Source organism: Legionella sp., from assembly GCF_047605385.1.
In the GTDB taxonomy this organism is placed as follows: Bacteria; Pseudomonadota; Gammaproteobacteria; order Legionellales; family Legionellaceae; genus Legionella.
In genome coordinates, this window is sequence record NZ_JASGFU010000039.1 from 1 (window position 1) to 26,809 (window position 26,809).

Here is a 26,809-nt window from a genome sequence, read left to right on the forward strand (position 1 = left end):
TTTGCATTTGCATTTGCATTTGCATTTGCATTTGCATTTGCATTTGCATTTGCATTTGCATGCAAAGAGCAGCTATTTTCAGAACTAAAAACGTTATCTAGTTCATAATGAGCAAACGAAAAGGGAGCGATTTGATTATTAAATATGCTTTTTTCATACACTAATTTGTCAAATAATGTAAAGAGTATTGCACCAGGACCTGTGGTGTAAATTACGCTAGTTTTCAACATTTCTAAGCGTATATTGTTGCGTACTTGAGTTAAAAATGCCCGATCGTCTTTTATTGCAGCAAGAGCCTCAATTTGTTTGTGTTGATCTTTAGGTAAATGCAATCCTAATTGTTGTTCTAATGAATTTCTATGTATGCGAGCTGCTGCTGCAATTATTTCATTTTCAGATAGATGGGAAAATTGTTCGAGCTCTTCTAAAACATTTTTAGCAAAGTTAAGATTATTGGCGGTGATATTTAGAATTTCATGACGTACTTTACGTACAGTTTTTCCTTTGCTGATTGAACCTAATAGAGAAAGGTTTTCAATATCTAGATTTGAATCAGTGGCATAAGGTAATGATAATTCATGTATGCAATGTGTGTATATTAAGACAAATTGTTCCATGGAAGTGTGTTCATTTGATGGTTGCGTACAACAATTAGCATAAATGACTTTTTGTATTTTTTGGATATAGGGTAATGCATCTTGCTCATCGACAACTGCAATAGAATCGTTCTTCATGCGTACAAATTTAAGGTCTCTTGTGACAATAGCACTACTAAGGTTAATCAGCAGGGGCCTCTCAACAAAAATTGTATCGGGAAGTATTCTCGTATCAACATCTTTATCAAAATCATGATAAGTGCCAAGTCTATAGACCGCGTGTAACCAACGTAAAATATCACTCGCTACAGCTAAATTTCCACCTTCATCTAAATGATAGATTTCATCTAAATAAATTTGGATTAACTTTTTCTCCTCATTAGTTAGGCAATGAGGAATTATATCTTTTTGTACATCTTTGGGAGTAATACAGTACTTGGTACAAAATGTGTTTAGATCTTCCAATGCCTTTTCAGACAATAAACTACTATCATAAATAAAATAAATTTCGTCTTTGGGATTAATATCCCTCATTTTGACAAGACGTACACGATTCTCTAGATTTAAAAAAGTATTTTTTTCTTTACTAAGCCAAATTTTTACGTGGCGATGTGGATTATAACTATAAGTCATGGGTTGTGCTTGATTAAATCATAACGTTTAAAATTTTTATTTTAATAAATAATTATTAAGTAAATATTAATTTTTCTTTCAAGATTATACTTTGGTGTGGTCCTTCTATTCATGAACGTTTCATAAAGTGATCATAGATGGCGCGGCTTGCTAATGCAATTGCATGACTGCGTGAGTAATCACTGACTGAGCGGGATTTGACATAAACTGCTATGGCAATATGCCCTTTATTATTGGGTAATGTAATAATCCCCACATCACTGGTAAACCGATAGAGCTTCTTGGCGCCCGGGTAGCGGATATATTTGGGTTCAGTAATTGCCCAGGTTCCTGTTTTATGAGCGACTTTTATACCAGGTGGTAGCATGCCGCGTATTCTGCTGCGGCCTGTGCGGCAGCGCTCCATAATATCCATCAGCAATTTAGTACTGGATTTAGAAAGAGCTTGGTTTTTATAAACCTTTACCAGCAATTGTGCCATATCATGAGGAGTAGTGGTGTCTCGAATGTCTTTTTCAAAACGCTGCCAGGCTAATTTCTTTTCCTTAAGAGGTGTTTTATTAAAAGTTCTTTCCCAAACGAATACAGGTTGTGGTTTGTGTAACAGTGCATGATCCACATGGTTAGTATCTAAGAGCATTTCTAGAATAGAGCGATTGATAAAAATATTTTTAAAGCCTAAATCATCGATACGTTTTTTAACAAATTGCGGACCATTTGCTGCATGTAGTAAGGCATCACTGGCGCTGTTATCACTGTTAATCAGTGCATATTTGAGTATTTGCTGTAATGAAATGTTAATTTGCTTCTTTTCAAATAGATGATATAAGCTGCCTGAACCAGGAACTGAATTATGTGAATCCATTTTGATAAGCCGATTCAATGATTCTTTTTTTTGGTCAACAAGATGTAAGAATGCCAACGCTATTGGCAGCTTGATAGTACTGGCCATGAAAAAACGTTTGTTGCTATTATGTTGAATGACCTTATTTTTCTCAATATAAATTGCGGTAATGCCCATAATACTGTTGGATTTTTTTTCAATTTCTGCAATTTTCCTTGAAATTTCGTAATCACTATTATATGCAAAACAATGGGTAGAGAATATTAAAATGAAGCAACTATACAGGAATCTATTTTTCATCCCTGAAACTAGATACTGCAAAGACAATGTTATCTTCATAAGATAATTGATCCATTAATTTTTATTATTTAGTTATTTTATGTGACTATACAATCACAAATTCCTATTGTAACGCGCTTATAAAATTGCACCACTGATTTTTAATGTTTTTCTGTAGTAGATGTATTTTTTTCAAGGTGGAAATCCTCAAAAAGGAGTGCTAACATCTCCTGGCTTATTGGAGTTAATTTTAGATGAAACTCCAATGTGGACGTTACAATTTTATGGTTAAAGTGGAATAAAATATGGATGTAAATATTTTAGCAAACCAAATTCGTTTTCCCGCACAGGATTTAATCATTATTGCTGAATTACAACAAAGGTCTTTATCTCAATGAAACATCAAACTCGAATCGTTATTGCCAGCTTATTAGGTAACTTAATTGAAGCATTTGATATGGCAATTTGTGGCCTGTCCTCCATTTATTTGGCAAAATATTTAATAGGTGATGAATCCAAGGGTGTCTTTTTAATATTTTTAACTTTTTTTGCCGGCTATTTAGCGCGACCTATTGGCGCGACAATCATGGGCATTCTTTCTGATATTTATGGGCGTAAGATTATTTTAGCTGCATCCATATTGGGTATGGGAATATCCACCGCAGCAATTGGATTTATTCCTTCAGACAGTGCTATTGGTATTGCCGCGATGGTTTTGTTAGTCATACTGCGAGTAATCCAAAGTTTTTCTGCAGGAGCAGAATATCTTAATTCTTCAGCTTACCTTATTGAGAGTGTTGGCGCATCGAATAAAGGATATTTAGGAAGCTGGGTCGCATTTGGGGCAACAGCGGGGATGCTCATCGCTTCTTTCGTGTTTTTGGGGGTGAGTTATTTAATAAAAAAACATCCAGAATTAGAATGGATGATTTGGCGTACTCCTTTTGTTTTGGCTTTATTAGGTTCTTCCATAGGTTTGTATATTCGTGTCTGTATGCCTGAGAGTATTGAATATGTACGCTATTATGCAAACCATTCACGGCCCAATCACATTAAGTTATTTATTAATTCTTTTAAATACATTACAGAGCATAAATTAAAATGCATTAATACTTTTTTACTTAGCTACCTCGGGGTGACAATAACTTTTCAAATCTATATTTATGCACCTAGTCAGGCACATGTTTATGGCAATTTTAGCGATTATCAAATCATTATTTCGAATATTGTGGCCTTGGGCACGCTTTTGTGTTTTTTCCCAGTTTTTGGAATGCTGTCCGATAGAATATCTCGTGAGCGCATTGTAGCTATGGCAGGTTTGGGATTTATGCTCTTTTCACAGCCATTTTTTTATTTTTTAGCAACGGATAATTTTGTGGCATTTCTTTGCTCACACATACTTATTTCCATTGCTGCAAGCGCTTATTCGGCAACTGTGCCGGTTATTTTACCGGAACTGTTTCCAGTGAATTTACGCTGCACTGTGTTATCGGTAATTTATTCCAGCGCCGCCAGTCTTGCAGCTGGATTGGCACCATTGATGTCATTAATATTGGTAGAATATACTGATAATTCTGTATCACCCTCGTGGTTGTTGATTTGCTTAGTAGTGCTTGCATTAACGTTTATGCGTCGGTATAACAAAAATGTAGTGAAGTTGACTGTGTAGACGATATATAAAGCTTTTAGCAACTACAGCAATAAAAAGAGTTGTTTTTACAAGGATATGAATCATGTACAAAGACTTGCGCATTCCTTATCAAGCTGGCAAGAGTGTGTCTTTGCAGTTAGGCGGTATTATTGTTAATAGTCAGCTAATACCAGATGGTTCTGCATATTTGGTGTTAAAGTCATTTAATCGTCACGGCTTAATTGCTGGTGCAACAGGTAGCGGTAAAACTAAAACCATTCAAGTTTTGAGCGAGCAGCTTTCTTTAGCCGGAGTTCCTAGTTTGGTGATGGACATCAAAGGCGATGTGTCCGGTTTGGCAATGCCAGGTATTATGACAGATGCATTGGAGGCTCGCTATAAGTCATTAAACTTAGAGCCCACATTAAGAGGATTTCCAGTTGAGTTTTTAACTTTAAGTGAATCGCAACCTGGAGTTCCTTTACGCGCTACTGTTGAAAGCTTTAGTTCGGTGCTTTTTGCGCGTATGTTAGATGTGAATGATACCCAAGAAGGAGTAATTGCCGTATTGTTTCAATATGCTAAAGAAGAAAAATTGCCTCTGATTGACTTAGCCGATGTGAAAAGTTTAATTTTATTCGCTCAAACAGACGCTGGAAAAGCAGAAATAGAAGCAAATTATGGTTCAGTTGCTGGTGCGTCTTTAGGAACTATTATGCGTAAAATAGTTGCCCTGGAAGCTCAAGGTGCCGCGGAATTTTTTGGGGAGCCAGCATTTAATGTACAGGATTTGTTAAATGTTAATGCTCAAAGTTTAGGAGTTATCTCCATCATTCGTTTATTAGATATGCAGGATAAACCACAACTTTTTTCCACATTTATGCTGAAATTATTATCAGACATTTATCGAGTGATGCCAGAGTTAGGTGACCCGGACAAGCCTAAATTAGTGATGTTTATTGATGAGGCGCATTTGATTTTTCGTAATGCCAGCAAAGCCTTGTTGAATATGTTGGATACGGTAGTTAAATTAATTCGTTCTAAGGGGATTGGCATTATCTTTTGTACGCAATCACCTAACGATATTCCGGAAAATGTTTTAAGCCAGTTGGGATTGAAAGTTCAACATGCCTTACGTGCATTTACTGCAAAAGATCGAACTGCAATGAAATTGGTAGCGCAAAATTTTCCAATTTCCACTTATTATAAGACAGAGCAACTACTCACTTCTTTAGGAATAGGTGAAGCCTTAGTTAGTGCTCTGGATGCCAAAGGTGAACCAACACCCTTGATCCACTGCATGATAAGACCACCTGAATCCAGGATGGGGGTGCTGACAGTTCAAGAGTTACAGCAAATTGTTGCTGGTTCCACGTTATATCCGCGTTATAAGCAGCGGTTAACTATAAATTCCGCTAAAGATTTATTAGCCACAGCAGAAACGCAATCAACAGCGGCGGAGCTCTCAAATAAGGGGCCATCACGTATTGGCGTAATCATCACGACGATAACTAAAAATACCTTGTTTCGCCAAATAATTCGCCAATTAGTACGTGATGGAGCAAAAGCATTAATGTCACTTTTTAAAATGAAAAAATAAGAATATTATTTTGTGAAAGTAGATTGCGGTCATTTACATGAGGCAAAAAAATATCATTGCAGATACCTTTCAAAAGTTTTTAGATATAGTTTTTTCAATTATACTTATTCGTTTTACTTGTTTTTTGAAGTAAAATTGCAAAAAAATAAAAAGTAATTTGTCACATTGACGATCAAATGTGAATGTCATCATTTACGTCTTAATTCTTTCTATAAATGATTGGCTTTTAATAAACGTTACACAACAGGCTAAGGAAAAGTACTATCATGGACATGATGAATCGCGTAGCATCTTCTACATCATTATTATTAATTTCCTTTGTAAGTTACGCAGGAGCTCCTTTATGGACTTTTAGTCCCAGTTCTGATTTTCCACCGAAAGTATTAGTGCCGACAACAGGAACTGCGATGATTCAGTATACAGTATCGAATCAAACAAATCGGTTTCGTAATTTAGTAATAGCACCTCTTCCTGGTATCCAACAAAGTGCGCCTTGCTTTATAGCGCCGAAAGGAACAGTAGGAGACAGCTGTACCCTGACGTTAACCGCTATAGGCTCGGCTTTACCTGCAAACGGTATCATCGGTGGGCCAAGACTTTGTCAAGCTAATTCCAATGGTAGTCCAAATCTAAATCAATGTTATCAACCCAATCAGGTGAGCAGTTTGCAAGTGAAACTTCAGCCAGCGTTAAGTCTTTCTTCGAATAATCTTGTGTTAGCGACAAATGGAATTTTTACGGCAACAGCAGGAGTGAATCAAAGTACATGCCAAAATGTATGGACGGGTAGTTTTTGCACATCCAAAGCAAGAACATTGACCATTACTAATAACTCTCAGACGATGACTGCTGAAGGATTAACTTATTCAATCATCCCTGCTTTGCCAGATGGCACTACTATTTCTCCTGGTTGTAGCTCTATTGCACCAGGTGATAGTTGCGTTCTTACGATTACACCAGGTTCTATTCCAAGCACAGCGTCCCCTAATGCTCCCATTGCCAGTATCCTTACTATTCAAGGAAGTAATACAAGCCCACCTTTGACTGCTAATATTACTGTATTAACCTATGGTAATAATTATCAGGGCGGGTTTGTTTTTTCAATTGACGATACAACAGCAACCCAAATGAGTGTGGGTGGGAAGGTTGTAGCTGCGCAAGACCAAAGTATGGGTCAGAATTCGATATGGAGTCCTACTTTGGATGTTATCTATGGGGTTGATGAATTCTCAACAACCAGTTTGGCTAGTCCTGACGCTGGTTCTTCCACACCACCACAACCATTACCCGGTCAAATAGCTTGTAATGGGGCAACTGATGGGGTTTGTAATACTAATAATATAGTGGTTTTTTATGGAACAGGAAATTATGCGGCATCTATCTGCAGTCAACCAATAGATTCTGCTGGTAACTCACCTTGCCAAGTTGGAAATATTTGTTATACCAATTGGTATTTACCTGCAATTTGTGAGATGGGATTTGATGGGTTTGGGGATGGCTCCGGTTGTGGCACTGCGGTAGCATCAACGTTACAAAATATACAAGAAAATTTGGTTCATCCTAACAATATTGGTAATTTTGCTATTAATGATTACTGGAGCTCTACTGAAAAGGGAGGTAATCCTCAGAACGCTGCATGGCTGCAAGGCTTCAGAACTAATGGTAATAGCCAACAAGGTGGTGGTAGGGGGAAAAATGTTACTAGCCCTCCAGATGTTTTTTTCCGTTGTATCCGGACTTTTTCTTAACTATGAATGTGCCAGGCTATATAATAAGAATATTGCTTGGCATTTAATTTATTAACCGTTTGTACCGATGTAGATAGCTATTGAGATTTTTTTGAATGAAGTCTTAGTCTGATAGTTTTTTCTTTTGCAGATGTCGACGCAGTATTTGGATAAGGAATAATATTATCTTCATTAAACGGACGTATTAATAATCTATTAACTTCCTCATGTCGAGCCTCATGACGTAATGAGGAACTGGGTGCCAGGAAGCAATAAACTCTCCGACTATTTGAAATCCTGTTTTTTGATAAACATGAACGGCTCTTTTATTTCCTTGTTCAGGATCAATAAACACTTCGGAACCATCAGAAAATTGAGTTATCAAAAACTCTTTGATGATTTGAGCCGCTAGACCTCTTCCCAAATAGTGGCGATCACAAATAAAAATATCTAAGGTGATTGCTAATCCATCAATTTTCCGATATTTTGCATACTCACATACTTCATGTTTAAGTATGTTAGATGTCAGTAAATATACAAAAGGATGCTCACCTTCATAGCCAATCCAATGCTGTGTTAAATTTGAGGTGCGATCAATTTTTTGTGTTGTTGCATAATACTGAATAAATTTAGCCAGCCCAGAAAGGGTGCTTTGAAGACCAGCTCCATGAATCCATTCTTGTATGTAATCTTGTTTTAGCCACTCGTGAACAAGCGTCTGCTGTGATTCAATAACGGGTTTAAATGTAAAGCGATAATTTTCAGATGTGTTCATAACGGCTATTTTAGCTCTTTCCACTGCTAATGGAAACCTGTGCCGGATAAATCACCCGGCGCAGAAGTGTGGAGATGGATTACAGATTACAAATCAAAGTTGATACCTACTGTGCCCATGTTGTAATACTGGGATTTGATGTTCACCAGCCAGGGAGAGGTAGCTGGATGACCTGCAGCTACAGTAGAACCGAAGGTGTAATCTGTGCTAGAAAGATATAGAAACCGGTATTCAGCGAAGATACTCGCACGAGAGCCGATATCAAAATTCACACCAATCTTGGGCTGTGCAGCAAAAGCAAACGCCGTATTACTGGCATGGGAATTGTAGTGATTAAGGCCAGGTTCAGGCGGGCTAAGCTGAATTGCAGAAGCGCCGGAAACAGAAACAATGGCAGAGCCGATACCAACACCCACGAAAGGTTTGAATCGTCCAAATGCAGGATTGTCAGCATTTAAAACAGCATTAATAAGAAAAACACCAGTTTTTAGAGGGTAGGAAACCAGAAAATCGTGTTCATCAAGTCTTACTGTAAATTATCAAAAATATTAAATGCTGTGGCATATTGTCGTGCCTTGATGCCCTAAATTTTTAATGTTTGCGCCTATATTCAGAGAAAAATGAGGAATAACGGCAGGGCGATTTCACCAAAGTATAATCTTGAAACAAATAAATCAAATAATAAAGAAGTATGAAATGTTGAAGTTTTCTGAAGGAACAATGGCCTATGTGAGCATTCAAAGCGTTGATTGTTGTAAAGAGATTAATGGATTGGTTGCGTGAGTGACTCGCCCTGTTGGATAGGGGTTTTTATTATTGCATATTTTAGAAATTAATGTTACCATTTTGAAATTATTTTGATCTAGTTGTTGAATAAAATAACTAAATCGTGGGTCTCTGATTTAAGTTAAAAGCAAAATAGTAAGCAAGATATTTGAATAAGTTTTTGTTTCCATATGGGTTAAATTTGATCTTTGTGATACCATTATATTCAAAGGTGGTTCTTCGAGAGCAGGACCATGAGTTGGACTCCTAATTGTAAGGTAATTACTATGCCACATTACAAAACCAAAAAAAACAAAATTAGAACAAGTTCAAGAGATTCAGAGGATTCAGGATATGATTCAGGGTATGAATCTGATGGAGGAACTAAGTATTCTCCCGTAAAGAATCTTGGAAGCAAAGGTGATTATGCCCAAGCCAGGCTGTTTCAATCTCGCTCTAACAAAGCGGTTGCTGTTTTAAATCCGGTCGTGACACCTGGAGATATAGAAGAAGCTAGGGTTAAACGCAGGTTTTTCCAAACGGTTTACCCTGAAAAGCAATCTTATCTATTTAATATAGAAAAGGGAATGGATTACAGACTTGTTGTACCCTATATTCCACATATTCCATATAAAGAGCTTATAATTGATAATCCTAAATTACAAAAAATCCTCTTTGGCTCTGCTGTGAACGCATTAAAAGATTGCCATGATAAAGGGATTATTGTGCTCGATCTGAAATCGGATAATATTTATTATGATTCCAGTACACAAAAAAGCTATTTAATTGATGGGGGTCTTTCTGTGCCTACAGGAACAGGCATTGAGCCTTTAGCGTTTCAGAAATCAAATCAAGATATCGTGGAGCAACACAAGAAGGACTATAACTATAAGCACATCTCGCCAGAATGTTGGTCAGTAGACCCAAATATCGTGTTAGCTACTCCACAAATGGATATATACGCTCTTGGGGTACTGATGTCTGATTTATTAAAGAATCCAGATTCTGAGATACAATCATTGATCGATAGTTGCTTAGAGAACGATCCAAAGAAACGACCAACACTAGTGGATTTAATTGTTTCTTTAGATCTTATCCAAGAAATTGAGAACGCAGAAGAAGGATTGGCTCCGTTTAAAGTGTTCCGTTGAAAATTTTCACCTGATTGAGGTTACCATGTTCTGGACATAGTTAAGCTACCAACTCGCCTCATGATGGCTTAAATGAGTTTGAGTTTTCGTTCTCCTCTTGGGATGTTGGGTTTTTTACTGCTTGTTTAAATCGTTCCATATCGACTTTAACTACAGGTTCTGTTTCGACTTTTTGATGGACTTTAGGTTCTTCGATGTCTAATTCAGCTACGTTGTCGAGTTCTGCACTTCTTCGTGGTGCTATTAACTCATCATTTTCTACTTCAGATACTCTAAGTACGGCTTTTCTAGTTTCAACTGCATGCTCGTTGTCCAATGAATGAGCTTCATTTGCTTGTTGTTTTGCAGCTGTTGCTTCTTTTCTCGCCGCTATTGCTTCGCTGCGAGCTAACGTCCATACTTTATTAAATGCGTCTGACTTTTCTCTTGCTTCTGCTCTGTCTTTTGCGGAATAGTTACCAGTAGCTCCCCATCCTATCGTTAATAAGTTATCTCTTTCTTTATTCGTTTTATCAAATGCTGCTTCTTTATCGGCAGCTATTGTTTCTAAACGAGAAGCTTCTTTGTCTGCCCTTAAAGCACGCTCATGCATCTCTTTGCTTTCAAAGGCCCATTCAGCAGCTTCGATGGCAAGTTCAAGTAGTTCCTTGCTTGTGTCAGGCGATTGTGCCAGTTCGCGCGCTTTCTTAAGAGCATTTGTGGATCCTTTCTGGCCCAATTCGTCCAATCGCGTATTTAGGCTGTACTCCTGGAATACCATATCTGGATTTGTCGAATGATTGGCCATCACCCGAGACACATCGAGTGTCGCGATTGTGCCCCCTTCTCCCTGAAGAAGTGAAATCATGTCTACGGACTTGGTGGCGGCATCTTCAAGGCTTAGCGCTTTATCCATAAGATTCTCTTTACTGAGTTGGAGTTCCTCCTCGTTAAGTGTGCATGTGAGTTGGTAAGGCTTGAAAGGGTCAGGAGGAGTTACTGTTTTTGTATGTACAAAGGTAGATCTATCACCTCCATTGTCCAGATGAGTGACGAAAGCTCGAAGAGCCTCTGCGTGCATTAATGTTGACTCGACAGCTTCTGGTCCCAGAGCACCTGTCGTAGCCTGTGTGGTGAGTGTGCTCATGGGCTGAAAAATCTCGACAGCGGAGTGAAAGCCCGCAGTGATTAGACCCGCACCTGAGAGGGCTGCTATTGCTGTTAATTGGTTCTTATCCGCCGAAGGAATTGAGTCACCCGCGGGGTTGTGCCTACTCACACTACTAGGTGGGGTACCACAAAATAGATTCATGGTGACTGCCATCTCACCGAAGGTTCCGGAGACGTGTCCCGTTACTGGTTCTACAACATTCTTAGTAACTTCCGGGGATACGAGATAACCTGGCCAAGCGGCATCCACTAGCGTTTTTTTATGGTCAGGATATGCCTTCTTAAGTCTATCCTCTGCCTTATTGCCTTGATCGAGTAACCCTTCGCGTACCCGAACATCCCATGTGACCGGGGCGCGTTCTGCTTTTTTGGCTGCGGTATGCGCTGGTGCAGAAAGGACACCACCCTTCACTGAGGTTGCTGCTCTGGCAGCAGCGAATTCTACTTCAAATTTACTCACCTCTTCTGGAGAGGCTGGTCCTTGTCCGTTGAGTTTGCGTTGAGCATCGCAAAGTCCGGCAACATAGGCATCGTATACATGTTTGGATGCAATTTTAGCCGCAATTTTTGGGTCTGGGTCTTCGTTGCCGATAGGGCCTTTGAATGCTAGTCCGAAGCCCGTTTCAGTTTTTTCCAATCCACCGAGATCCCCCATAAATGCTAGGAGACCTTGGCGGGCAAGCGCGCCATCAGGGCCAGGTATCTTCGCAGTGGCTGTGATGTGGGCCATATTTTCTCGGCATTTGTTAGCGAGCTTCTCGGCTCTTTCGGCATACTCAGGAGGTGTTGGGCTTGTTTTTTTCATCTTCATCAGTTCATCAACTTCTTGGTTGAATCCGATGATTCGTCCTGTTGAGCCGTCAGCCATTAACCTGCTGACCATATTAATCAGGATTTCGTCTTTCGCAAGATCTCCGTCTTTATTGCCAGTGTGAGCTAAGCGTGCCATTACAGATCCGACTCCATCGGCGCAGCGGTTCACGACAGCGAGAGTCGTTGCATTTGGGTGATAGAGTAGGTGGCGTGCTGCTATTGATTGGTCAGTTGCTAGTTCGAGTGTTCGATCATTTTTGGATGTTTCTGGGTTGATACCCTTATCAGCTGCTACAAGTCCCTTATCTCCCGGTTTTAGTGGGGTTCTTGGTGGAGATACTCGATGTGGGGATTGGTTTGCTGCTTTTTGTCTTTCTACTATTTCTATATCTAAAACTTCTGTTTGCGCATCTATACTTGCTTCTTCAGCTTTGTCAGCTATTTCTTGTGCTTTTATTTGTGTTTCTTTTGAGTATTCTGCTTCTTTTCTTGACGATATTGCTTCTTTGCGAACTGACATCCATACTGCATCAAATTTTTCTGAGAGTTCTCTAGCCTCCGCTCTGTCTTTTGCGGAATAGTTACCAGTAGTTCCCCATCCTATCGATAATATTCTATCTCTTTCTTTATTCGTTTTATCAAAAGCTGATTCTTTATCGACAGCCATTATTTCTAAACGAGAAGCTTCTTCTTTTGCTTTTGATGCTATCAAGTTTTTATCTTTATGGATGGCAGTCAATTCAGCAGCTTTGACGGCAAATTCTAGTAGCTTTTCTTGTGTTTTCTCGTTCCTGAGAGGCGATTCTATTAAATCACGTGCTAACTTAAGCGCAGGAGTATATCCTCCTTGCCCTAGTTCTTCCAATCGTGTAGTCACGCTGTACAACTTGGCTGGAACTTGTGGATCGGTTGAATGATTAGCCATTATTCGTGACACATCAAGCGTCGCGATTGTGCCTCCCTCACCCTGGAGGACTGAAATCATGTCCACGGATTTGGTTGCTACATCTGCGAGGCTTTGGGACTTAGCCATGAGATGATCTTTATCGAGATTAAGTTCATGTGATGTGAGCTTGTAAGTATCTTGATAAGGTTGGAGAGGAGGAGGGGGAGTTACGGTTCTTGTGTATGTAAAGGCTGATCTATCACTAGAATTGTCCAGGTGGTTGGCATAAGCCTCAAGAGCTTTCGCGTGCGTTATCGTATCCTCGACGGCTTTTGGTCCCAGAGCACCTGTCGTAGCTTGTGTGGTGAATGTGCTCATGGGCTGGAACATCTCGACGGCGGAGTGAAAGCCCGCAGTGATAAGGCCTGCACCTGACAAAGCTGCGATTGCTGACGCCTGGATCTGCTGTGCCTCATTTTTTGAGTTTCCTAAGCCTGAAGGGTCTTCTCTAGTCATCGTTTTAGGAGGAGTGCCGCAGAATAAATTCATGGTGACTGCCATCTCACCGAAGGTTCCGGAGACGTGCCCTGTTACTGGTTCTACAACATTCTTAGTAACTTCCGGGGATACGAGATAACCTGGCCAAGCGGCATCCACTAGCGTTTTTTTATGGTCAGGATATGCCTTCTTAAGTCTATCCTCTGCCTTATTGCCTTGATCGAGTAACCCTTCGCGTACCCGAACATCCCATGTGACCGGGGCGCGTTCTGCTTTTTTGGCTGCGGTATGCGCTGGTGCAGAAAGGACACCACCCTTCACTGAGGTTGCTGCTCTGGCAGCAGCGAATTCTACTTCAAATTTACTCACCTCTTCTGGAGAGGCTGGTCCTTGTCCGTTGAGTTTGCGTTGAGCATCGCAAAGTCCGGCAACATAGGCATCGTATACATGTTTGGATGCAATTTTAGCCGCAATTTTTGGGTCTGGGTCTTCGTTGCCGATAGGGCCTTTGAATGCTAGTCCGAAGCCCGTTTCAGTTTTTTCCAATCCACCGAGATCCCCCATAAATGCTAGGAGACCTTGGCGGGCAAGCGCGCCATCAGGGCCAGGTATCTTCGCAGTGGCTGTGATGTGGGCCATATTTTCTCGGCATTTGTTAGCGAGCTTCTCGGCTCTTTCGGCATACTCAGGAGGTGTTGGGCTTGTTTTTTTCATCTTCATCAGTTCATCAACTTCTTGGTTGAATCCGATGATTCGTCCTGTTGAGCCGTCAGCCATTAACCTGCTGACCATATTAATCAGGATTTCGTCTTTCGCAAGATCTCCGTCTTTATTGCCAGTGTGAGCTAAGCGTGCCATTACAGATCCGACTCCATCGGCGCAGCGGTTCACGACAGCGAGAGTCGTTGCATTTGGGTGATAGAGTAGGTGGCGTGCTGCTATTGATTGGTCAGTTGCTAGTTCGAGTGTTCGATCATTTTTGGATGTTTCTGGGTTGATACCCTTATCAGCTGCTACAAGTCCCTTATCTCCCGGTTTTAGTGGGGTCCTTGGTGGAGATACTCGATGTGGGGATTTATCATTAGGGGGGTTGCTGTGCATAGTATTTGTTCCTCTTGGATGAATTTTCATGCAAATGGATTTAAATGTATTTAAAGTGATTAGAAAGCATTCATATTTTAAATGTAGTATGCAAATATCTGTTTGGCAAATCGGGTTTTTCTCGGGTTGCCTCATAAAAAATGGGCTGTTATCCAGATGACCGCTCACAGCCCTACCTTGACTGTCAGCACTGGTAACTTCCGTTGTATGTTCGAGGATGACCGCTTTATTTGAACTCATAGAGAAAGCAGATGATTAAAACTAACTTATTCATAATTAAGATTAATTTTTTCATTAAAGTGTCTACATTGCGTCTACACAAACTTTTTTACTTTTCTAAAACTACACATAACTACTTGATTTTATTAGTGGGCCCACTAGGACTTGAATCTAGGACCAACGGATTATGAGTCCCGTGATTATTCCAAATAAAATCAAATTTTGTTTATTATAATCAATAAATTGAATTTTGGTCATTATATTTTAAATATCTCATGGGGCAGTTGTGGGGCACTTGAGAATAACAAGTGGCAACACATCACAAAATGAAATGCCGTGCTTCACCAAAAATAAATCTTAGATTAAGGCATAGAAATTAAAGATTAATGCTGCCAAAATATGTCAGTGTTAATTGGTTTGGAGATGCATATTTGTCCAGAGCGCAACGTCTTCTTGATCTGATCCAGATACTTCGTCGATATCGTTATCCTGTTAGTGGAAAGCATTTAGCCTCGGAACTTGGCATAAGTTTGCGGACACTTTATCGAGACATAGCCACTTTACAAGCACAGGGAGCTTCAGTGGAAGGTGAGGCTGGTGTTGGCTATGTGCTACGTCCAGGATTTATGTTACCCCGCTGATGTTTTCTGAAGAGGAAATCGAAGCATTAGTTCTTGGTTCGCGATGGGTGGCGCGTAGAACCGACAAAAAGTTAGGGCTTGCAGCAACAAATGTTTTAGCAAAAATAGCCGCTGTTCTTCCAGAGGATCTTAAGCATCAACTTGAGTTTTCAGGTTTGTTAATTGGACCAGCTAAAATATTGATAGAACGTGATGATGAAAAAGAATCCTTGATTCGTCATGCCATTCGTCAAGAACATAAGCTTCAAATGACTTATACAGATTTCCACGGAGAAAACTCTCAACGTATTATATGGCCGCTAGCACTTGGTTTTTTTGAAGAGGTACATGTTATTGTTGCTTGGTGTGAGCTTCGAGCCGATTTTCGCCATTTTAGGACAGATAGAATCGTTACATTACTACAGCTAGAAAGACGTTATCCTAAGCGTCGTCGAACCCTACTCAAAAAATGGCGTGAAATTCATAATATTCCTGAGCAATAAATAACCGCTCACTACTGACAAAAACTGTCAGTCTATATTGGTAAACTAGGTTCGTTAAATCAACTAATTTAAAAGGAAAAATATGATACTCGAACCCAATGTAATTGTGCTTTATGTTGATGATATTGCGAGAACCAGCCAATTTTATCAGGATTTGCTCGGAATAAAACCAGAAGAAGCATCACCAACCTTTCATAGCTTCACATTATCAAATGGCATGAGTTTAGCTTTAAAGGCAAAATATTCTGTTATGCCACCTACTGAAGCAAAGAGTGGTAATGGTGAATTAGCCTTTACACTGGATAGTAATCAAAAAGTCGATGAGTTATTTGTCGCATGGCAAGCCCAAAAAATAGATATTCTTCTGCCTCCAACGCAGGTTCCTTTTGGTTACACTTTCGTTGCTCTTGATCTGGATGGTCATCGATTACGAGTGGCTTCTATTGGAAAAGCATAGTGAAAAGCTGGAGTGCTGTTGCATCAGCAGAACACGTTAGAAATGGGCGTGCGCAAGGTTTTATGCAAGTTTGTCATGGCAAAGCAGCTCCTTTAAACCGTTTAAAGCCTAGTGATTGGGTCGTTTATTACTCACCAACGATCACATTTGGTGGTAAAGATAAATTACAATCTTTCACAGCAATAGGACAAATTAAAGAAGGTGAGCCTTATCAAATGGACATGGGTAATGGTTTTTATCTATTTCGGCGAGATGTTTGCTGGTTTGAGTCGCAAGAAACTGCAATTATCCTGCTTCTTGACCATCTGGATTTCGCAAAAAATAAAAAGAATTGGGGCTATCAATTTCGTTTTGGACTTCTGGAAATAAGCGAGCACGATATGCAACAAATTTCTACAGCAATGCGCGTTAACAATATTAAGGAATAACAAAAATGTCTATATCACCAACGGTGAAAAAAGTAGAAAGCTTTACTGTTTCTGGCTTCAGTGTAAGGACTCAAAACAAAGATGAATTTAATGAGAAGACAGCAAAATTACCTAGTCTTTGGCAGCAATTTTATGCTAGTGATCTAGCTACTAATGCTCATATTTATGGTGTTTATTCAAACTACGATTCTGATGCCAATGGTTTTTATACGGTTACTGCTGGAGTTGAGTCTTCCTGTGCATCAGCTAAATTAAGCACTGTTACTATTCAAGCAGGAAATTATCTTGTTTTCCAAGGCGCAGGTCTAATGCCTGCTGCGGTGGTTGAAACGTGGAAACGAATATGGGAGTTTTTTGAAACCAATACAGAATATCGGCGTAATTTTATCAGTGACTTTGAGGCATATAGTGGTTCTGATCAAATAGCGATTTATATTAGATTAGAGTAAAATCGAAGCCTTTTTGAAGAATTTGAAGGTGGGGCGAAATAGCGAAAATGAATATGTATATTATCAATTTTTATGTACCTGAAACACATCTTGAACAAGTCAAATTAGCTATGTTTGGAGCAGGAGCAGGACAAATAGGCAATTATTCTTCTTGTGCATGGCAAGTTCGAGGCGCAGGTCAATTTAAGCCATTAGAAGGTAGCAATGCATTTATTGGCAAGGTGAATCAATTAGAAGAGGTAGTGGAATATAAAGTGGAAATAGTTTGTAAAGAAGAAAATATGGCCTCTGCAATCTCTGCTTTAAAGCACTCACACCCGTATGAGACAATGGCTTATTATGTTACTAAGAGTGAGACATGGTAATGAAAGATTTACTTCAATGAAAACACTAAGGCAAAACATAACAAATCTTTATGGCTCAAAGGGCGCAGATTGGATTGATAATTTGCCTGCTATTGTTACAGCACTTACAATCGACTGGAACTTGAGTGAAATTATTCCTGTTTCTAATATGACCTTTAATTACGTTGCCAAAGCAATTTTAAATTCAAAGGAGCCTGTTGTCTTAAAAATTAGTTATGATGAGCAGAGTATTTTTAATGAAAAGCAAGCTTTAGCCAACCTTGGCCCCCAGGGAGCTATTAAGCTCATTGATTATGACAATAGGTATAATGCATTATTATTACAACAAGCGATTCCTGGGATAACTCTTAAATCGTTATATCAAGATAACCCTGATTATGTGACGGACTGCTATGTAGAAACAATGCGAAGACTTCATTTCCAGCAATTACCTAAAGAATCAAATCATCCCTCTGTTGCTGATTGGCTAAAAGTGCTCGACGAACCTTATTTAACGCAAATCCCTACAACGCTATTAAATAAAGCAATCGAACTAAGAAATAAAATGCTTTCTTCACCAAAACCACTTATTTTTCTACACGGTGATTTGCATCATGACAATATTTTAAAGCATGGGAATGAATGGTTTGCTATTGACCCTAAAGGCGTTATTGGAGAAGCGGAATTTGAAATTGCAGCCTTTGATTTTATGTATATAAACGAGCTTACTATTACCACCGATGTAAAAAATGTATTTGCGAAACGTGTTGAGCTGCTTGCACAAAAATCCGGGCTTGATGCATCACGAATTAGGGACTGGGTGTTCATACGATTAATTTTAATGGCAGCGTGGTTTATTGAGGATAACGTTGATCCGAGCCGGGCTATAAAATTGGCTGAGCTTATCAATTGATCAATATGTGAAAATTATAATGAATATTATCCTCCGCGAACTAAAATTTGAAGACAAAGAAGCATTTTTGAAAGCGATGCTATCCAGTCAATCTTTACACCACCCTTGGGTTAACCCTCCACTTACCTCGCAAGAATTTGATGAGTATTGGCATCGGTCCCAACAATCTAATCAGAAAAGTTACTTAGCTTGTAATGAGTCAGGCACTATTGTTGGTGTTTTCAATATCAGCGAAATAGTTCGAGGAGCATTTCAAAATGCTTTTCTTGGGTTTTATGGAATAAAAGATTACAGTTGCAAGGGGCACATGAGCACTGCTCTTAAATTAGTACAGAAAAAAGTATTTGAAGAGCTAGGATTGCATAGATTAGAAGCCAACATACAACCAGAAAATACACGCTCAATCCACTTAGTAAAAAGTAATGGTTTTCGTTATGAAGGATTTTCTCCACGGTATTTAAAAATAAACGATGAATGGCGTGGACATGAACATTGGGCTATTACTGCTGAAGATTATATCGCAGACAGTCCAGATGTTTTGAAAAAAGACCATGTAAACCTTGTGCCCTACAATACTGAATGGCCATTGATGGCGGAAATAGAAATTGAGAAAATAAAGTCAGCTTTTCCTATCGATGCAATTGCTGATATTCAGCACGTAGGTAGCACGGCAATTGCGAGTCTATCTGCAAAACCGATATTGGATATTCAAATTGCAGTACCTTCTTTAGAAAGCATCAAACTTATCGCAGTGCCTATTTTACAAAAACTCGGTTATGAGTATTGGGCTAACAATCCAGATCTAAACCGAATGTTCTTTGTGAAAGGCATGCCTCCTTATGGTGAAAAGCGGACGCATCATGTCCACATATTTGAGCAAAACTCAGATCATTGGCGTAATAAATTGCTTTTCAGAGATTACCTGCGATTACATCCTGATGTTGCTAAAGAATATGAGCAATTAAAAATTAAATTGGCTCAAAAGCATTTGTATGACCGTGAAAAATACACTGATGAAAAATTAGACTTCGTTAATAAGGTATTACAACGTGCTAAAAAGTAATAGGGTAAATAATGATGCAATCAAGATCGATTTCAGGTCAATAACATTCTCAGATATTCCTTTAATGTTCCAGTGGTTTAATACTCCCCACGTACAAAAGTTTTATTCACTTCGCTCTTGGACAGAAGAAGAGGTTTTAGCAAAGCTTGCCCCTTATATTTGTGGAGATAAACCGGTATCAGGATTTATCATCTCGCTTGATGAAAATCCTATTGGTTACTTGCAGTCATATCAAGTAAGTGATTATCCTTGGCCCAATCAAAATTTAGCTGAAGAGATTGTGAGGAGTGCTATGGGAATGGATTTATTTATTGGGAATGAGGGATTGCTTGGAAAAGGATTGGGACAGCAAATTATCCGAACATTCATAGAAGCTCATGTTTGCCCACAATATCGATATTGCATTGTTGATCCTGACCTACGAAATGTACGTGCTATTCAATGTTATAGAAAGCTGAAATTTAAAGAACATCAAGTAATTGATACAGAAGATGCTCTACAGCACCCAACTAAGCTCATGCTTATGATCATTAAGTGTGCTTAATTTATTATTAATAAGCACTTTACACAATACACCACAATTAGCTATAATAAATGTAACATACCCGCCAAGCCTCCATTGACTTCGGTCAATATGCTTAAATCGTGCGGGTTTTTTTTACCCAAAAGAAAAATAAAACATGCTCTCCTTCACTAAACCTGCGACAACAGCCCTTGAGCAAATCGAATTTCTTAAAAGTCGTGGTTTACTTATTGCCAATCAAGATCAGGCTTTATCTTTTTTAAAAACAGTGAGTTTCTTTAGGTTGACGCCTTACATGCGGCCTTTACAGATTAGGGCTCAAGGAAAGCATCATTTTAAGAAAGACGTTACTTTCGAACAACTTACACAGCTTTATGAATTTGACCGGCGGTTACGTTTGCTTGTTATTGATGCCATAGAGCGCATAGAGGTTGCTATTCGTGCGAGTATAACCGATGAAATGTGTAACCAGTACGGCACTCACTGGTACCTTAATATAGAATATTTTAAAACCACTTATAACCATTCACGACTAATTCAAACAATCCAAGACAAACAAAAAGCAGCCCTTAAAGATTACGCTAGAGAATGTGCTCGTATTGAGCGCCTTACTACAGTCGATGTAAATCATAAAATCGTTTTGAAAGATAAGCGCAAACAAGAAAATTATGCTAGACACTATGCTTTGACCTACAACACACCAGCCTTGATGCCTGCATGGGCAATGCTGGAAGAACTTTCTTTTGGTGATTTATCTCACATGTATGAAGGACTTGCTAAAGATAAAGATAAGAAAAAAATTGCACGTATTTTTGAACTTTATCCGCCATTATTAGGAAGTTGGCTTCATACAATTACAGTGGTCAGGAATATTTGTGCTCATCATGCACGTCTATGGAATCGTGAACTTGGTATTATACCTGTCAACGCAACGATAAAAGGTTTTTGCTGGCCTGTTTATTTAGATGCAGCGCACCAACACACTCATTTGTCTATTGTATTATCCATATTAACCCACATGATGAAGCGTATTAACTCCCAAAATACATGGCGGGACCAACTGTTTTCTTTATTTGAAACATTTAAGGAAATTCCTGTGAGTGATATGGGTTTGCCTGCTAATTGGAAAGAGGATGATTTTTGGAAATAATTTGATCAATATTTTGTGCTTTTTGAATCGAACTGCCCCTAAAGTGCCCCATCAAGAGAGTTAACATAAAAATTACCAATTAAAATCAATGAATAAACAAATAAATACATCGGATTGTATATCCCATGCTGCCATGTTTTGTCTTTTATTGTAGTCTTTCGCCATCTGTAATTAGTTGTAGAGATTTATATGGCAAATATTGAAAAACGTATCAGTAAAGAAGGCAAAGTCACCTACCGTGTTAAAGTAAGATTAAAAGGATTTCCCACCCAAACTGCAACTTTTGAACGAAAAACTGATGCACAAAAATGGGTGCAGCAAACTGAGTCAGCTATTCGCGAAGGTCGGCATTTTAAAACTACAGAATCTAAGCGTAGAACTCTGGGTGAAATGATAGATCGCTATATTAAAGATATTTTGCCTACCAAACCTAAAAACAGCAAAAACACATTATTGCATCTCAATTGGTGGAAAGAAGAACTAGGTTCATTTTGTTTGGCAGATATTTCTCCAGCCATGGTTGCAGAAAAGCGTGACCAATTAGCCTCGGGAATAACAAAACGGAACGCAAAACGCTCTCCTTCAACCGTAGTGCGTTATATGGCTGCTTTATCACATGCTTTTACCCTAGCTGTAAAAGAGTGGGGGTGGCTTGATGATTCTCCTATGCGCCGCGTAACAAAACCCAAAGAACCTGGGGGACGTGTGCGCTTTTTATCTGATGATGAGCGAGCACGCTTATTAGAGGAATGTAAAAAAAGCGACAGTGAGTGTCTTTATTTGGCGGTAGTCCTGGCTTTGTCTACAGGGGCTAGGCGTATGGAAATCTTAGGTTTGCAGTGGCAGGATATTGATTTGCAAAGAGGCTTTATAACATTACACGAAACAAAAAATGGTGAACGCCGTGCTTTACCTTTGACTGGTCATGCGCTGGAGCTTATGAAAGAGCACGCCAAAATTCGCCACGTTAATTGCCCGCTTGCTTTCCCAAGTAAAAACTTCAAGAACCCCATTGATCTACGCACCCCTTTTGAAAACGCATTAAAACGAGCCGACATCACTGATTTTCGATGGCATGATCTACGTCACAGCTGTGCTTCATACCTTGCCATGAATGGTGCTAGTCTTGCTGAAATTGCTGAAATACTTGGACATAAAACTTTGCAAATGGTTAAACGATACGCTCATTTATCTGAGGCTCATACAAGTAAAGTGGTAGCTCGGATGAATGAGGTAATTTTTGGATGATTTGAGTATGAAAAGGAAATATTTTGGCTTAGATGAAATTAGTAATTTTTTTAAACAAAAAGACATGATTTTTGGCTTTTATCAGCTTAGATATTGTGTTTTAGAAGGAATTATTCATCCCTTGATATATATTGATTCGCGACCAGTTTATGCTGCTAAGACGCGTGGGAAGGAGGCGGTAGCAATAGGATTTTGTTATTTGTCCGCTTATTTAGATATGGGGGATGAAATCATAGTAACGTTGGACAAAATCTCAAATTCTCAATCAGTCCAGATTGAGTCTCATATTAATAAAGATCAGTTAAGTAGCGTGAAAACTTTTGGCTGGAGGATAGATTCACATTTTTTTGATGAAGTTCCTACTGGTTATATTGATCTTCAGCCATTTCCGGGGATTGATGCTATTAAGTTCTTTTTTTGCTTACAAAAAAATCCCATTTATCTGCAGGTAAAAATCTGATTATTTCACGTGAGGACTTGGAAGTTTTATACCATGAGTATGAAGTAAAACCTACTAGTAAGCCTCAAGGGAAAGGTAAAAAAACCCGCGTACATAAGCTAAAGTTGTTGATTCAAAAAATCTATCAAAGTTCAAGTAACAAAACTGCTGAAGCTATTTGGAGAAAAATAAAAGCATTGAATTTGATTTGGATAGAATCAATTGATCCATGGTCTCATGGGAGAAATGAAGCCAAAATCAAATGGTGTACGGGCGATAAGAGTGAAAAACCTTTTTCACAAGCTGCCTTTGCAAACTATGTCACTCAGCTAAACACTGGGGTGATAAAGTTTGCAGAAGAAACCTATGATGATCTTTATGATGATGAAGTAGAGGATGAAGAAGATTATTGATCGTTATTTGAGCATATACCGGATTATAAAAACTCAAAGAATCAAAAAATTTCATCGTTAGCGTCATCATTTTCATAAAATGACATAATCGATGAAACCATAATGAAATACTGCCCCTCATAGCACACAGCAATTTCGCAGAGTGCTGAATGATAGGAGGTGGCAAATGTCAACAACTAATAGAAAATTTATTCCTGTTCCAAACTGGAATGATCATCACGACTGGCCACGTATTGGTGGCTTACGCAATTTAATCTTTAATCGAAAAACAAATGGATTTGATCAATTTGGTGTAGTCAAGAAAGTTGGCAAGCGTGTGCTTATTGATGAGGCTGCATTTTTCGCTTGGGTTGATGGCCAACAAGGAGGTAATAATCATGGCCTATAAAGCGAACTGTCCAGCTGAGCACCTGTGCAATACTAAATCCCAAAAGTCACTCTATGATAATGCAGCTTCGACTCAAAGAAAAAGAATTTTAAGTTATCTGGAAAAAAATCATAAATTCTCAACTATAGAAGCTCGTGAAAAACTAGGAGTTTTACATCCTTGTGGACGCGTAAAAGAGTTACGCGCAAAAGGCTATTTAATTGAAACTCATTGGACAAATGAGCCTGATGCCAATGGTGTAATACATCGAGTTGGTCTTTATATTTACAAAGGACGCAAGGAGTAACCTATGGAAAATAATCGTGCACAAGCTCTAACAGCACAGCTTAAAGATCTGCAACGAAGGCTCTCACTTATAAAAGCACGGCGAGATACAGAACACGATTTACCCAGAGAACTTAAATACCAGCTTTGGGTCGAAAGCAAGCAGTTAGGCGAACTGATTGATCGGATTATTAGGAGGACATTATGTCGCGAATAAGAACAATAAAACCTGAGTTTTGGGTGAGCGAGCAAATAATTGCTTGCTCACCACATGCAAGGTTACTTTTTATTGGAATGTGGAATTTTGCTGATGATAATGGTGCATCTCCCATATCCTACGTGCGTCTTAAAGCTCAAATATTTCCTGCTGATAATTTCACCATAGAAGAAATTAAAAAATGGGTAAATGAACTTATACAGAATGAGCTTATACGCGAATATGTCATCGATGGTAAGTCTTACTGGATTGTAACAGGCTGGAAAAATCACCAACGCATTGATAGACCAACATATCGTTATCCTTTGCCTCAATCTGAACTTAAGAAAATCGAAGATAATTCTACGATTATACGGTGAGGATTAGATGAATCATCAATGAATAGTCTTTACTCCTTCAACAAGCTTTCAACTAGGGAAAGGAATGGAAAGGAAGGGAATGGAGAGGATATAGGTGAAGTTTATACTTCACCTGTCTATGCTTCTACTCCTTCATCAAATGATGTTGGCACACAACTCTTTGAGTACTGGCAAAAGACTATGAGCCATCCTCGTGCCAAACTGGATAAAAAAAGGCAGCGAACAATCGATCTAGCTCTTAAATTAGGCTACATCGTACCAGAGCTTCAAAAAGCCATAGATGGTTGTAAAAATACATCGTTCCATATGGGGCAAAACGATCGCAATCAAGTATATGACGACATAACTCTCATCTTGCGTGATGCGGAGCATATAGAGCGGTTTATTGCCACTGCGGATAAGCCAGTCATTGATCCATTGGACAGTACTTCAAATAACTTAATGGCGGGGGTGCTTTAACATGATGATGGCAAAAGACGTATCACAACGGCTGTCTCTGTGTGCTGAAGACATTGCCCGTTATTTACTGCCAAACGGAATTACTGCCAAACGGAAAAAAACAAGGGAGTGAGTGGTGTGTAGGTAGCGTTCAGGGAGAGGTGGGAGATTCACTTAAAGTCCGCCTCACTGGCAATAAGGCTGTAATATGGTGTGATTTTGCAATCGGTGAGAAAGGTGACTTGCTTGATCTTTGGGCTGCAATTCGTCAATTAAATCTATCAGAGGCGATTAAAGAGGCGACCCACTATCTTGGTATAGCGATGCCACATTTCGAAGCACATAAGCCCCATAAGTTCACTAAGCCAGTATTAAAATATACTAACCAGTTAAACCACAAATCGTCTGTTATGAGCTATCTGATGAATGAAAGAAAATTGGGGATTGAGACAATCAATGCTTATAAAATAGGCGAGCAAAATAGGCAGATTATTTTTCCTTATTGGCGTGATAATGAACTTATTTTTGTAAAGTATCTTGGATTAGATCGCATTAATGGAAAGAAACAAATTGTAGTTGAATCAAATTGTGAGCCTTGCTTGTTTGGTTGGGATTTAATTCCTGCCAATGTGCGTACTATAATCATTTGTGAAGGAGAAATTGATACTCTTTCATTATATCAATATGGCTTGCCTGCACTATCAGTTCCTTTTGGTGGGGGTGGTGGTAATAAACAAAAATGGCTTGAGTACGAATTTGATCGGTTGGCAATTTTTGATGAGCTCTATCTATGTTTAGATAATGATAAAGAAGGGTATATTGCTACTAAGGAATTAATAGAACGCCTGGGTCGTCATCGTTGTCGTGTAGTCAAACTGCCCTATAAAGATGCTAATGAATGTCTACAGAATGGAATATCCAAAAAAGCAATGCACCAATATATTTCAGAGGCTAGAACACTTGATCCAGAAGAACTGAAATCAGCTGCTGAGTTTGTTGATCAAGTGATAGAGGAATTTTATCCGCCATCTGGCACACAACTTGGTTATGAATCACCATGGATTAAAACAAAAAATAAGCTTTTTTTAGGCCTGATGAGCTTTCCGTGTGGAGTGGTATTAACGGTCATGGCAAAAGCCAATTCTTGGGGCAAGTCATCCTGGGTATGATGAAGCAAGGGGCTCATGTATGTATTGCCAGTTTAGAGATTAAACCCAAACGGTTACTCATGCGTCTTACTCGTCAGGCAGGTGCATTGGCAAAACCTACTGAGGAGTATATACGTGCTATCCATGATTGGTATAATGATAAGCTGTGGCTGTTTGATCTAGTCGGTAACGCCAAATCAGATCGATTACTTGATGTATTTCTTTATGCTCGGCAACGCTATGGTATTGATGTCTTTGTCATTGATTCACTCATGAAATTAGACATCGCAGAGGATGACTACAAATCACAAAAATCATTTATGGAAAAACTTTGTGACTTTAAAAACCAGCACAATTGCCAAATTCATATTGTGATTCATCCGCGTAAAGGGGCGAATGAACTTACACCACCAGGTAAGCTAGATAATAAAGGAACAGGGGCTATTAGTGACTTGGCTGATAATTGCTTCACTATATGGCGCAATAAAGAAAAGGAGCATCTCACTCAAATGCAACAAAATGGGGTTTTACTTGCCGCAAAGGAATTAAAAAAATTAAATGAATCAGATTGCTTATGGTGCTGTGATAAGCAGCGTAATGGTGATTGGGAAGGAAAGTTTGGATTTTGGTTTCATGCGGACACATTACAGTATTTGAGTAGTCCAGATCAAAAACCTATGCGAGTTGTAGATTATTCAAAAAACACAGTTACTTAAAAAGATCATCTAAATTGAATTAGTTTTGACTTGCTCTGACACAACTACTTGAAAAAGTGAGAG

General features: G+C 39.0%; 29 protein-coding genes. 24 read left to right on the forward strand and 5 right to left on the reverse strand.

Going from position 1 to position 26,809, the window contains the following annotated elements:
* Together QM652_RS09595 and bla are read right to left on the reverse strand one after the other, a co-directional pair.
* On the reverse strand, nt 1–1,229 hold a 1,229-nt coding region (locus QM652_RS09595), incomplete at its 3' end, for a glycosyltransferase family 88 protein (protein WP_415075206.1).
* 109 nt (nt 1,230–1,338) lie between these two features.
* Nucleotides 1,339–2,412, reverse strand: a complete 1,074-nt coding sequence (gene bla, locus QM652_RS09600) for a class A beta-lactamase (RefSeq protein WP_415075207.1) — start codon at nt 2,410–2,412, stop codon at nt 1,339–1,341.
* A 334-nt stretch (nt 2,413–2,746) separates the two neighbouring features.
* Between bla and QM652_RS09605 the strand changes: the two genes are divergently transcribed.
* The 3 genes from QM652_RS09605 (at nt 2,747) to QM652_RS09615 (ending at nt 7,330) form a co-directional block, all read left to right on the forward strand.
* Nucleotides 2,747–4,021 carry an MFS transporter gene (locus tag QM652_RS09605; RefSeq protein WP_415075208.1) on the forward strand — a complete coding sequence of 425 codons (1,275 nt, stop codon included), beginning with the start codon at nt 2,747–2,749 and terminating at the stop codon, nt 4,019–4,021.
* Nucleotides 4,022–4,085: 64 nt separating this feature from the next.
* The gene (locus QM652_RS09610) at nt 4,086–5,582 is read left to right on the forward strand and encodes a helicase HerA-like domain-containing protein (RefSeq protein ID WP_415075209.1); all 1,497 of its coding nucleotides are present in this window, start codon (nt 4,086–4,088) and stop codon (nt 5,580–5,582) included.
* A gap of 266 nt (nt 5,583–5,848) precedes the next feature.
* Nucleotides 5,849–7,330, forward strand: coding sequence for a DUF1566 domain-containing protein (locus tag QM652_RS09615; RefSeq protein ID WP_415075211.1), 1,482 nt, complete (start codon nt 5,849–5,851; stop codon nt 7,328–7,330).
* A gap of 184 nt (nt 7,331–7,514) precedes the next feature.
* Here QM652_RS09615 and QM652_RS09620 read toward each other — a convergent pair whose 3' ends face one another.
* Together QM652_RS09620 and QM652_RS09625 are read right to left on the reverse strand one after the other, a co-directional pair.
* Nucleotides 7,515–8,108 (reverse strand): GNAT family N-acetyltransferase, encoded by a 594-nt coding sequence (locus tag QM652_RS09620; RefSeq protein ID WP_415075213.1) that lies wholly within the window; start codon nt 8,106–8,108, stop codon nt 7,515–7,517.
* Nucleotides 8,109–8,170: 62 nt separating this feature from the next.
* Entirely contained in the window at nt 8,171–8,500 is a 330-nt protein-coding gene (locus QM652_RS09625; protein WP_415075215.1) for a hypothetical protein, read from the reverse strand.
* 636 nt (nt 8,501–9,136) lie between these two features.
* On the opposite strand from QM652_RS09625, the gene QM652_RS09630 reads away from it, so the two are divergent.
* The gene (locus QM652_RS09630; protein ID WP_415075217.1) at nt 9,137–10,000 is read left to right on the forward strand and encodes a protein kinase family protein; all 864 of its coding nucleotides are present in this window, start codon (nt 9,137–9,139) and stop codon (nt 9,998–10,000) included.
* A gap of 58 nt (nt 10,001–10,058) precedes the next feature.
* Here QM652_RS09630 and QM652_RS09635 read toward each other — a convergent pair whose 3' ends face one another.
* Entirely contained in the window at nt 10,059–14,687 is a 4,629-nt protein-coding gene (locus tag QM652_RS09635; RefSeq protein ID WP_415075219.1) for a hypothetical protein, read from the reverse strand.
* 410 nt (nt 14,688–15,097) lie between these two features.
* On the opposite strand from QM652_RS09635, the gene QM652_RS09640 reads away from it, so the two are divergent.
* The 20 genes from QM652_RS09640 (at nt 15,098) to QM652_RS09735 (ending at nt 26,746) form a co-directional block, all read left to right on the forward strand.
* The gene (locus QM652_RS09640; RefSeq protein ID WP_415075221.1) at nt 15,098–15,307 is read left to right on the forward strand and encodes a helix-turn-helix transcriptional regulator; all 210 of its coding nucleotides are present in this window, start codon (nt 15,098–15,100) and stop codon (nt 15,305–15,307) included.
* Nucleotides 15,307–15,789: a helix-turn-helix transcriptional regulator gene (locus QM652_RS09645; RefSeq protein ID WP_415075223.1), complete on the forward strand. Its 483-nt coding sequence runs from the start codon at nt 15,307–15,309 to the stop codon at nt 15,787–15,789. The genes QM652_RS09640 and QM652_RS09645 overlap by 1 nt, the downstream gene beginning before the upstream one ends.
* Nucleotides 15,790–15,871: 82 nt before the next feature.
* Nucleotides 15,872–16,246 (forward strand): VOC family protein, encoded by a 375-nt coding sequence (locus QM652_RS09650; protein WP_415075225.1) that lies wholly within the window; start codon nt 15,872–15,874, stop codon nt 16,244–16,246.
* Nucleotides 16,246–16,674, forward strand: coding sequence for an EVE domain-containing protein (locus QM652_RS09655; protein ID WP_415075227.1), 429 nt, complete (start codon nt 16,246–16,248; stop codon nt 16,672–16,674). The genes QM652_RS09650 and QM652_RS09655 overlap by 1 nt, the downstream gene beginning before the upstream one ends.
* A gap of 5 nt (nt 16,675–16,679) precedes the next feature.
* Nucleotides 16,680–17,123 (forward strand): GyrI-like domain-containing protein, encoded by a 444-nt coding sequence (locus tag QM652_RS09660; protein WP_415075229.1) that lies wholly within the window; start codon nt 16,680–16,682, stop codon nt 17,121–17,123.
* 53 nt (nt 17,124–17,176) lie between these two features.
* Complete coding sequence (locus tag QM652_RS09665) at nt 17,177–17,488, forward strand: NGG1p interacting factor NIF3 (protein ID WP_415075259.1); 312 nt, start codon at nt 17,177–17,179, stop codon at nt 17,486–17,488.
* 16 nt (nt 17,489–17,504) lie between these two features.
* Nucleotides 17,505–18,380, forward strand: a complete 876-nt coding sequence (locus tag QM652_RS09670) for an aminoglycoside phosphotransferase family protein (RefSeq protein WP_415075231.1) — start codon at nt 17,505–17,507, stop codon at nt 18,378–18,380.
* Nucleotides 18,381–18,399: 19 nt separating this feature from the next.
* On the forward strand, nt 18,400–19,443 hold the full coding sequence (locus tag QM652_RS09675; RefSeq protein ID WP_415075233.1) for a GNAT family N-acetyltransferase: 1,044 nt from the start codon (nt 18,400–18,402) through the stop codon (nt 19,441–19,443).
* The gene (locus QM652_RS09680) at nt 19,430–19,987 is read left to right on the forward strand and encodes a GNAT family N-acetyltransferase (RefSeq protein WP_415075235.1); all 558 of its coding nucleotides are present in this window, start codon (nt 19,430–19,432) and stop codon (nt 19,985–19,987) included. The genes QM652_RS09675 and QM652_RS09680 overlap by 14 nt, the downstream gene beginning before the upstream one ends.
* 136 nt (nt 19,988–20,123) lie before the next feature.
* Complete coding sequence (locus tag QM652_RS09685; RefSeq protein WP_415075237.1) at nt 20,124–21,116, forward strand: Abi family protein; 993 nt, start codon at nt 20,124–20,126, stop codon at nt 21,114–21,116.
* A gap of 189 nt (nt 21,117–21,305) precedes the next feature.
* Nucleotides 21,306–22,364, forward strand: a complete 1,059-nt coding sequence (locus QM652_RS09690; RefSeq protein WP_415075239.1) for a tyrosine-type recombinase/integrase — start codon at nt 21,306–21,308, stop codon at nt 22,362–22,364.
* A 7-nt stretch (nt 22,365–22,371) separates the two neighbouring features.
* Nucleotides 22,372–22,824, forward strand: coding sequence for a hypothetical protein (locus QM652_RS09695; RefSeq protein WP_415075241.1), 453 nt, complete (start codon nt 22,372–22,374; stop codon nt 22,822–22,824).
* Nucleotides 22,782–23,216 carry a hypothetical protein gene (locus QM652_RS09700; protein ID WP_415075243.1) on the forward strand — a complete coding sequence of 145 codons (435 nt, stop codon included), beginning with the start codon at nt 22,782–22,784 and terminating at the stop codon, nt 23,214–23,216. The genes QM652_RS09695 and QM652_RS09700 overlap by 43 nt, the downstream gene beginning before the upstream one ends.
* A 166-nt stretch (nt 23,217–23,382) precedes the next feature.
* A complete protein-coding gene (locus tag QM652_RS09705) occupies nt 23,383–23,604 on the forward strand; it encodes a hypothetical protein (protein ID WP_415075245.1) in 222 nt (73 codons plus the stop codon).
* Complete coding sequence (locus QM652_RS09710) at nt 23,594–23,890, forward strand: helix-turn-helix domain-containing protein (RefSeq protein ID WP_415075247.1); 297 nt, start codon at nt 23,594–23,596, stop codon at nt 23,888–23,890. The genes QM652_RS09705 and QM652_RS09710 overlap by 11 nt, the downstream gene beginning before the upstream one ends.
* Nucleotides 23,891–23,893: 3 nt before the next feature.
* Complete coding sequence (locus tag QM652_RS09715; protein ID WP_415075249.1) at nt 23,894–24,085, forward strand: hypothetical protein; 192 nt, start codon at nt 23,894–23,896, stop codon at nt 24,083–24,085.
* Entirely contained in the window at nt 24,073–24,444 is a 372-nt protein-coding gene (locus tag QM652_RS09720; protein WP_415075251.1) for a hypothetical protein, read from the forward strand. The genes QM652_RS09715 and QM652_RS09720 overlap by 13 nt, the downstream gene beginning before the upstream one ends.
* An 18-nt stretch (nt 24,445–24,462) precedes the next feature.
* Nucleotides 24,463–24,903 (forward strand): hypothetical protein, encoded by a 441-nt coding sequence (locus tag QM652_RS09725; protein ID WP_415075253.1) that lies wholly within the window; start codon nt 24,463–24,465, stop codon nt 24,901–24,903.
* Between the two features lie 41 nt (nt 24,904–24,944).
* The gene (locus QM652_RS09730; RefSeq protein ID WP_415075255.1) at nt 24,945–26,051 is read left to right on the forward strand and encodes a toprim domain-containing protein; all 1,107 of its coding nucleotides are present in this window, start codon (nt 24,945–24,947) and stop codon (nt 26,049–26,051) included.
* On the forward strand, nt 25,988–26,746 hold the full coding sequence (locus QM652_RS09735; protein WP_415075257.1) for a hypothetical protein: 759 nt from the start codon (nt 25,988–25,990) through the stop codon (nt 26,744–26,746). Before QM652_RS09730 ends, QM652_RS09735 begins: the two co-directional genes overlap by 64 nt.
* Nucleotides 26,747–26,809 lie beyond the last annotated feature (63 nt).

Coding starts and splice junctions, on each gene's coding strand:
- QM652_RS09710 (WP_415075247.1), top strand. CDS start 23,594: ATGGCCTATAAAGCGAACTGTCCAGCTGAGCACCTGTGCAATACTAAA.
- bla (WP_415075207.1), bottom strand. CDS start 2,412: ATGAAGATAACATTGTCTTTGCAGTATCTAGTTTCAGGGATGAAAAAT.
- QM652_RS09610 (WP_415075209.1), top strand. CDS start 4,086: ATGTACAAAGACTTGCGCATTCCTTATCAAGCTGGCAAGAGTGTGTCT.
- QM652_RS09630 (WP_415075217.1), top strand. CDS start 9,137: ATGCCACATTACAAAACCAAAAAAAACAAAATTAGAACAAGTTCAAGA.
- QM652_RS09650 (WP_415075225.1), top strand. CDS start 15,872: ATGATACTCGAACCCAATGTAATTGTGCTTTATGTTGATGATATTGCG.
- QM652_RS09695 (WP_415075241.1), top strand. CDS start 22,372: ATGAAAAGGAAATATTTTGGCTTAGATGAAATTAGTAATTTTTTTAAA.
- QM652_RS09645 (WP_415075223.1), top strand. CDS start 15,307: ATGTTTTCTGAAGAGGAAATCGAAGCATTAGTTCTTGGTTCGCGATGG.
- QM652_RS09685 (WP_415075237.1), top strand. CDS start 20,124: ATGCTCTCCTTCACTAAACCTGCGACAACAGCCCTTGAGCAAATCGAA.
- QM652_RS09715 (WP_415075249.1), top strand. CDS start 23,894: ATGGAAAATAATCGTGCACAAGCTCTAACAGCACAGCTTAAAGATCTG.
- QM652_RS09690 (WP_415075239.1), top strand. CDS start 21,306: ATGGCAAATATTGAAAAACGTATCAGTAAAGAAGGCAAAGTCACCTAC.
- QM652_RS09720 (WP_415075251.1), top strand. CDS start 24,073: ATGTCGCGAATAAGAACAATAAAACCTGAGTTTTGGGTGAGCGAGCAA.
- QM652_RS09670 (WP_415075231.1), top strand. CDS start 17,505: ATGAAAACACTAAGGCAAAACATAACAAATCTTTATGGCTCAAAGGGC.
- QM652_RS09675 (WP_415075233.1), top strand. CDS start 18,400: ATGAATATTATCCTCCGCGAACTAAAATTTGAAGACAAAGAAGCATTT.
- QM652_RS09705 (WP_415075245.1), top strand. CDS start 23,383: ATGTCAACAACTAATAGAAAATTTATTCCTGTTCCAAACTGGAATGAT.
- QM652_RS09660 (WP_415075229.1), top strand. CDS start 16,680: ATGTCTATATCACCAACGGTGAAAAAAGTAGAAAGCTTTACTGTTTCT.
- QM652_RS09665 (WP_415075259.1), top strand. CDS start 17,177: ATGTATATTATCAATTTTTATGTACCTGAAACACATCTTGAACAAGTC.
- QM652_RS09615 (WP_415075211.1), top strand. CDS start 5,849: ATGGACATGATGAATCGCGTAGCATCTTCTACATCATTATTATTAATT.
- QM652_RS09605 (WP_415075208.1), top strand. CDS start 2,747: ATGAAACATCAAACTCGAATCGTTATTGCCAGCTTATTAGGTAACTTA.
- QM652_RS09725 (WP_415075253.1), top strand. CDS start 24,463: ATGAATAGTCTTTACTCCTTCAACAAGCTTTCAACTAGGGAAAGGAAT.
- QM652_RS09635 (WP_415075219.1), bottom strand. CDS start 14,687: ATGAGTTCAAATAAAGCGGTCATCCTCGAACATACAACGGAAGTTACC.